This window comes from Intrasporangium sp. (genome assembly GCF_032907665.1).
Taxonomy (GTDB): Bacteria; Actinomycetota; Actinomycetes; order Actinomycetales; family Dermatophilaceae; genus Intrasporangium.
On sequence record NZ_JAJJPG010000161.1, the window covers coordinates 1 to 7,009 of the forward strand.

A 7,009-nucleotide genomic window follows, 5' to 3' on the forward strand; every position below is an offset into this window, starting at 1 on the left:
CCTCGGCCGGCTTCCCCGCCTCCGTCGGCTTCTCGACCCCTGCTGGCTTCCCCACCTCGGCCGGCTTCCCCGCCTCGGCCGGCTTGCCCGCCACTTCTCGTTTCGTGGGCGTGGCAGGCATCGCTGTGGCGACCGGCTTGGGGTCGGGCCTGGCCACCCTGGCACTCGGCTCGGGCGCCGGCCGCGAGCTGCCCTTCCCACCCTTGCTGCCTGGCTTGGCCGCGGGCTTGGGCGCCGATCCACTCGGCCGGTTGTCGGGGCCGGGTCGGGCGGCGAGCGGCTCGGCAGGTCGATCCGATGTCGTCTCGCCAGCCCTGCCGTCGGAATCGGTCACGTCGCTCGGGGACTGCTGCGCCTCGTCCTCCAGCAAGACCTCGGTGGCAGTGGGAGCAGATGCAGGGTGCGCCTCGAGGCCGGCAAGGATCAGGGCACGCGACACGGTGTAGGAACTCCACCGGGCCCTGCTCACCTGCGTGCCGGAGGCCCGACCGACCGTCGTGGCCGTCGTGGCCGTCGTGGGCAGCGCTGCGACCCAGCCATCGGGCAGCCACGCCGAATCGAGTCGCGCGCCGTCGGCGCCGACGACGATGACGCGGCCCGTGGCGTCCGTGGCCAGCTCCGCCCCCAGCGTGGAGCCGGGCCCCCCTGGCGCGGGGACAGGCTCACCTCCCGGGGCAACAGGCGCCGACCTGGCATAAGGCGTGCCATCGGGGATGGTGACGGCAGCGGCGACGCCGGCACCAGAGGCGCCGACCGTGATGGCCACGAGGACGGAGAGCACTCGCCGCCGGCTCCGGCGACGACCCGTTGATGGCAACGGATGGTCGGCGTGGGCCGCAACTGAGGCGAGCAGTGCCGCGACCGGCTCGTCCCCGACGGGCTGGCGGGCGGCGATCCGGTCGATGAGGAGGTCGTCGGCGACGAGATCGCTCAGGGGAATCGGCTTGGTCACGCGACATCACCTGCCTCGAGCTCAGCGATCAGAGTACGGAGCCTGCCCAGGGCGCGGTGCTGTGCCACCCGCACGGCACCCGTCGACATGCCGAGAGCAGCGGCCGTCTCATCGGTGGTGAGCCCCGCCGCGACCCGGAGGATGAGGATCTCCCGTTGCGCGTCGGGCAACTGCTGCATCAGGGAGAGCGCCTGCGCCGCCTCGTCCCGGACGAGCGCGGTCATCTCGGGCGTGGGCGACTCGTCCACCCGGTCCGGGATGTCACCCATCGGCGTCGGCCCCCGCATGGCGGCCCGCTGGACGTCGGCGAGCTTGTGCGAGGTCACCCGGTAGACGAAAGCCTCGAAGGGCACGCCACGCTCCTCGTAGGTGGGTACAGCGGCCAGCACGGCCATGCACACCTCCTGAGCGACGTCCTGGGCGAGATCCTCGGCGCCGAAGCGGCCGAGTCGGACACGCGCGTACTTCAGGGCCAGTTCGCGAACCCGACGCAGGAGGTCATCACGCGCCATGGCGTCATGTGCTGCCAGAGACGCGAGCTCGCCCAGCGAAGTGGGGGCGTCCACACCCTCCATCGCCCCGCTTGCGCGTCGCGTTACGCCGGGCCTTGCGGCCCAGGTGAATCCCATCGGCTCCCAACCCCCGACTCTCCCTCGACGGGCCCCACCCACCGGGACCCACGGGGTTGTTTGACCAGCATCTTACGTGCGGTCACCTGTGTCTGGGGCCAGACGTGACCTGTGACCTCTCCGACGGCCCTTGCCATGTCGAGGGCATTTCTTGAACAAGTCTTGAAACTTCGGGCCTTCAAACTGCCCCACGCGCCCGGTTAGCGTCGAGCCACGGCGCGGCATCAACGCAGCACCGGCAGAGCGAGTGCCGTCGAGGAAAGCTGAGGACGACCAAGACCATGGCCGAGATCACCCGCCTCCCGGGTCCGGTGGCGGATCTGTGGGACTGGCAGCTCGAGGGGGCGTGCCGGGGCGTGAGCCCCGAGGTCTTCTTCCACCCCGAGGGCGAGCGCGGTCCCCGCCGCCGCAACCGTGACGCCGCCGCCAAGGCGGTCTGCGCCGCCTGCCCCGTCCTCGCCGAGTGCCGCAGCCATGCGCTCCAGGTCCGTGAGCCCTACGGGGTCTGGGGCGGGCTCACCGAGGCTGAGCGCGAGCTGCTCTATGGCGAGCCGGTCGAGGCGTCGGTCCGCAAGATCGCCACGGCGTCCTGACCAGCTACGGTCCCCGGAGCCTCACACCCACCGCGCACCCAGCGGCATACGGCCTGAACCGATGACGACGAAGGGCCACCCTCGCGCGGAGGATGGCCCTTCGTCAGGTGGTGGTCAGTGCCCGTGACCGTGGCCGTGACCGGCCGGCTCGGGCTCCTCCTCCGGCTTCTCGACGACGAGCGTGTCCGTCGTGAGGATCATCGACGCGATCGACTCGGCGTTGCGCAGGGCCGACCGGGTCACCTTGACCGGGTCGATGACCCCGGCGGCGATGAGGTCGCCGTACTCGCCCGTGGCGGCGTTGAGCCCTTGACCGAGCGGGAGCTCGGCCACCTTGGAGGTGACGACGTAGCCCTGGAGGCCGGCGTTCTCGGCGATCCAGCGCAGCGGCTCCTGGACGGCCTTGCGCACGATCGTGGCGCCGGTCGCCTCGTCGCCCTCGAGGTCGAGCCCGTCGATGACCTCGGCGGCGTGGATGAGGGCCGTGCCACCCCCGGCGACGATGCCCTCCTCGATGGCCGCCCGGGTCGCGGAGATCGCGTCCTCGATGCGGTGCTTCTTCTCCTTGAGCTCGACCTCGGTGTGGGCGCCGACCTTGATGACGCAGACGCCGCCCGCGAGCTTGGCGAGCCGCTCCTGGAGCTTCTCGCGGTCCCAGTCGGAGTCGGTGCGGTCGATCTCGGACTTGATCTGGGCGACGCGGCCCGTGACCTCGGACTCCTCGCCGGCCCCGTCGATGATCGTCGTGTGGTCCTTGGTGATCACGACGCGCCGGGCCTGGCCGAGCACCGAGAGGTCCGCCTGGTCGAGCTTGAGACCGACCTCCTCGGCGATGACCTGGCCGCCGGTGAGGATGGCGATGTCCTGGAGCATGGCCTTGCGGCGGTCACCGAAGCCGGGAGCCTTGACGGCCGCGACGGCGAAGGTGCCCCGGATCTTGTTGACGACGAGCGTCGACAGGGCCTCGCCCTCGACGTCCTCGGCGATGATGAGCAGCGGCTTGCCCGACTGGACGACCTTCTCGAGGACCGGCAGGACGTCGGCGACGGCCGAGATCTTGCCCTGGTTGATGAGGACGTAGGCGTCCTCGAGGACGGTCTCCATGCGCTCCGTGTCGGTGACGAAGTAGGCCGACAGGTAGCCCTTGTCGAACTGCATGCCCTCGGTGAACTCGAGCTCGGTCGCCGTCGTCGAGGACTCCTCGACAGTGATGACGCCGTCCTTGCCGACCTTGTCGAAGGCCTCGCCGATGAGGCCGCCGAGCGTGGCGTCCTGGGCGGAGAGCGTCGCGACCGAGGCGACCTCCTCCTTGCCGTTGACGTCACGGGCGATCTCGAGGAGTCGGTCATTGACCGCGCTCACGGCCTTGTCCATGCCACGCTTGAGAGCGGCCGGGGCGGCACCGGCGGCCACGTTGCGCAGGCCCTCCTTGACCATCGCCTGGGCGAGGACCGTCGCGGTCGTCGTGCCGTCACCGGCGATGTCGTTCGTCTTGGTGGCGACCTCCTTGGCGAGCTGGGCGCCGAGGTTCTCGTAGGCGTCCTCGAGCTCGATCTCGCGGGCGATCGTGACGCCGTCGTTCGTGATCGTGGGAGCGCCCCACTTCTTGTCGATGACGACGTTGCGGCCCTTGGGGCCGAGCGTCACCTTGACGGCGTTGGCGAGCGCGTCGACGCCGCGCTCGAGCGACTTGCGTGCGGAGTCGTCGAACTCCAGTTGCTTGGCCATGGTGTTCCTTCTGGCTGGTGATGCGCGAAACGGTGGGCGTACGGACCGCACCCCGGCACGACCCCGAGGGGCGTCACCGGGGTGCGGTCAAAGCATGTGGTGCTGTGGCGCGAGGCGATCAGCCGACGACGGCGAGGACGTCACGCGCGGAGAGGATGAGGTACTCCTCGCCGCCGTACTTGACCTCGGTGCCGCCGTACTTGCTGTAGATGACCTTGTCGCCGACCTTGACGTCGAGCGGGACGCGCTGGTCGCCGTCCTCGTTCCAGCGGCCGGGGCCGACGGCGAGGACCTCGCCCTCCTGGGGCTTCTCCTTCGCCGTGTCCGGGATGACGAGGCCGGAGGCGGTGGTCTGCTCCGCCTCGAGGGACTTGACGACGATGCGGTCTTCGAGCGGCTTGATGGAAACCGACACGGTGGTGACCTTCCCTTCGGGATGTCGATAGATCGAGTCTGGACGCGTTCTTGATCTCGGTGAGCGGCCGCCGTCGCGGGGGTCGACCGTTCTCTCGGAGAGATCTGGCACTTTCAGGGTGAGAGTGCCAACAAGCAGAAATCTAGGTTTGGAGTTAGCACTCGGTCAAGTCGAGTGCCAACAACTGGCCGAAGCTGAGCGTGAATCGCCCCGACTCACCTCCCCGACCGTCCCCAGCCGCCACAACTTCGCCCCGGCGAAGACCCGGCGGGCCAGACCCGCACCCAGCCGCCACAACTTCGCCCCGGCGAAGACCCGGCGGGCCAGACCCGCACCCAGCCGCCACAACTTCGCCCCGGCGGGGCTGTGGCGGATCGCCTGAAAGGATGACGGGCATGGACGCTGCGATGGTGGACCGGCTCGCCACCGGAGAGGGCTGGGCGCTGCTCCAGTCCCTCCCCGCCTACGACGAGTCGACGGCCCTCCAGCTCCAGGAGAAGCTCCGCGAGGCGTTCGACAGCGACCTCGTCGCCGCGGCCATGGCGCAGTCGCGCCTTCGGGCTCGGGCGGTCGACAAGTTCGGGGACTTCGCCGCGGGCATGCTCTTCACCCCCGATGGCCTCGAGCAGGCGACACGGCTGTCGCTGGCCGCCCGGCACGCGCACCGGTTCGCCGCGGCAGGCCTGCGGGAGGTCTACGACCTCGGCTGCGGGATCGGGGCCGACGCGATGGCCTTCGCCGGGCTCGACCTGGTCGTGCGGGCGGTCGACTCGGACGCTGCGACCGCCCGGATCGCCGCGATCAACCTGCGCCACTGGCCGTCCGCGCGCGTGACCCACGCACGAGCCGACGAGGTCCGCCTCCCGCTCGGCGAGGCGGCCCGGCACCTCGGGCTCTGGCTCGACCCGGCCCGGCGCGTCTCCGGGGTGGCCGACCACCGCGGCCGAACCAGGCGCGTCTTCTCCCTCGACGCGATCTCACCCACGTGGGACGAGGTCCAGGCGTTCGCGGCCCGCACCCCGGCCACCGGCGCCAAGCTCTCCCCGTCCTTCCCCCACGCGGCCCTCCCCGACGGCGCCGAGGCGCAATGGAGCTCGTGGCACGGCGAGGTGCTCGAGTGCGTCGTCTGGTGGGGCCCGCTCGCATCCCAGCCGGGCCGGACGGCCGCCGTGTGCTCTGCCCGGGCGACGCACGTCGTCTCGGAGGCTGACGCAGCACCAGCCGCCGACGAGCCTCCCCTGCCGTCGGTGACGGCCATCCGCGAATGGCTCTATGAGCCCGACCGGGCCGTCATCCGGGCCGGACTCACCGGGGCCCTCGTGGCGGCCGTGGACGGCACCGAGCTGGGAACCGGCGTCGGCTATGTGACGAGCCCAGCGGCATACGACCTGCCGTGGGCGCGACGCTACCGCGTCCTCGAGGCGATGCCGCTGTCCCCGAAGGCCCTGTCCCGTTGGCTGCGCGACCATGGCCACGACCGGGTGACGATCAAGAAGCGCGGCGTCACGCTGGATGCGGACCTCCTGCGCCGTCAGCTCAAGATGACCGGCCGGGGCAAGGGCGGATCGGAGGCGACGCTCGTCGTCACTCGGGTGGCGGGAGCCCAGGTCGCCCTCGTCGTCACCCCCGCCTGAGGTCGCGCGCTCACAGGGCGGCGTCGGGCTGGGCGCCGGCCCAGCGGACGGCTTCGGATCCCGCGCGGTTCGCCGCCTCCAGAGCCGCACGTCTCGTGTCGCCAGCCGCGAGGGCCGCGGCGAGCGCCCCACAGAAGGCGTCACCGGCCCCCACCGTGTCGACGACGTCGCCCTCCTCGAGCCGTATGCCGCTCACCTCCTCACCGTCCCACCGGGCCCCGGCTGCCCCGAAGGTCACGAGCAGCGAGGAGGGGATGAGGTCGGAGTCGGCGAGCTGGCGCATCTCGGACTCGTTGACGACGAGGGGGTCGGCGAGCGCGATGACGTCGTGCGGGAGCCAGGTGTAGGGCGCGAGATTGATGACGACCCGGGCGCCGGCTCCGTGGGCGAGAGTCGCAGCGCGGGCGACGAGGTCGGCGGGGACCTCGAGCGTGCAGAGCAGGACGTCGCCGGGACCGAGGTCCGCCGCGGCGACCGAGCGGTCCTCGACGAACGAGTTCGCGCCCGGCACGACGATGATCACGTTCTCGCCCTGGTCGTCGACAGCGATGTACGCCGCGCCCGTCGGAGCATGGTCGACGGGCGGCACCTCCGTGCGGATGCCGTGCCGGTGCAGGCGGTCGAGGTAGGCGGCGCCCGCGTCGTCCCGTCCGACCCGGCCGATCATGACGACCTCGGCACCGGCACGGCGCGCGGCCATGGCCTGGTTGCCGCCCTTCCCGCCGGCGAAGCGACCCGCCGCCTCGCCGAGGACGGTCTCACCCGGTCGGGGGTGGCGCTCCACCCGAGTCACGATGTCGACGTTGAGCGAGCCGAGGACGGCGACGCGGCCCATCAGGCGCCCCCTGCGGCGAGGATGGTCTCGCGCCAGAGCGAGGAGTACCGCTCGTGGTCGACACCGAGGGCGACGCGCACCCGTAGCGGCGGCTCGCCGTGAGGGTCGTGCGACATGTCGCCGCTCCAGTCGCGGCGGTCGACGATCGTCCGGCCGCGCGACCAGTGTCCGGCGAGCTCGACCCGGATCGGCAGGACCTGGGTCATCAACGCGTCGGGGTCGA

Annotated in this window: 6 protein-coding genes and 2 pseudogenes; 2 read left to right on the top strand and 6 right to left on the bottom strand. The window is 71.4% G+C overall.

Features of this window, described 5'->3' with window-relative positions; translation table 11 throughout:
• A pseudogene (locus LOY02_RS16880) lies at positions 1–952 on the bottom strand (hypothetical protein); the annotation flags it as partial.
• Positions 949–1,527: a sigma-70 family RNA polymerase sigma factor gene (locus LOY02_RS16885; RefSeq protein ID WP_410505967.1), complete on the bottom strand. Its 579-nt coding sequence runs from the start codon at positions 1,525–1,527 to the stop codon at positions 949–951. The pseudogene LOY02_RS16880 and the gene LOY02_RS16885, both read right to left, overlap by 4 nt.
• Before the next feature lie 335 nt (positions 1,528–1,862).
• On the opposite strand from LOY02_RS16885, the gene LOY02_RS16890 reads away from it, so the two are divergent.
• Complete coding sequence (locus LOY02_RS16890) at positions 1,863–2,174, top strand: WhiB family transcriptional regulator (protein WP_317183537.1); 312 nt, start codon at positions 1,863–1,865, stop codon at positions 2,172–2,174.
• 114 nt (positions 2,175–2,288) lie between these two features.
• Here the strand turns inward: LOY02_RS16890 and groL are convergent, their stop codons facing one another.
• Both groL and groES read right to left on the bottom strand, forming a co-directional pair.
• Positions 2,289–3,902 carry a chaperonin GroEL gene (gene groL / locus LOY02_RS16895; RefSeq protein ID WP_317183538.1) on the bottom strand — a complete coding sequence of 538 codons (1,614 nt, stop codon included), beginning with the start codon at positions 3,900–3,902 and terminating at the stop codon, positions 2,289–2,291.
• Positions 3,903–4,020: 118 nt separating this feature from the next.
• The gene (gene groES, locus LOY02_RS16900; RefSeq protein WP_041308421.1) at positions 4,021–4,317 is read right to left on the bottom strand and encodes a co-chaperone GroES; all 297 of its coding nucleotides are present in this window, start codon (positions 4,315–4,317) and stop codon (positions 4,021–4,023) included.
• Positions 4,318–4,712: 395 nt separating this feature from the next.
• Between groES and LOY02_RS16905 the strand changes: the two genes are divergently transcribed.
• Positions 4,713–5,951 (top strand): THUMP-like domain-containing protein, encoded by a 1,239-nt coding sequence (locus LOY02_RS16905; protein ID WP_317183539.1) that lies wholly within the window; start codon positions 4,713–4,715, stop codon positions 5,949–5,951.
• A gap of 10 nt (positions 5,952–5,961) precedes the next feature.
• Here the strand turns inward: LOY02_RS16905 and LOY02_RS16910 are convergent, their stop codons facing one another.
• The gene (locus LOY02_RS16910) at positions 5,962–6,786 is read right to left on the bottom strand and encodes a ribokinase (protein WP_317183540.1); all 825 of its coding nucleotides are present in this window, start codon (positions 6,784–6,786) and stop codon (positions 5,962–5,964) included.
• Positions 6,786–7,009: pseudogene (locus LOY02_RS16915) on the bottom strand (nucleoside hydrolase); the annotation flags it as partial. The pseudogene LOY02_RS16915 and the gene LOY02_RS16910, both read right to left, overlap by 1 nt.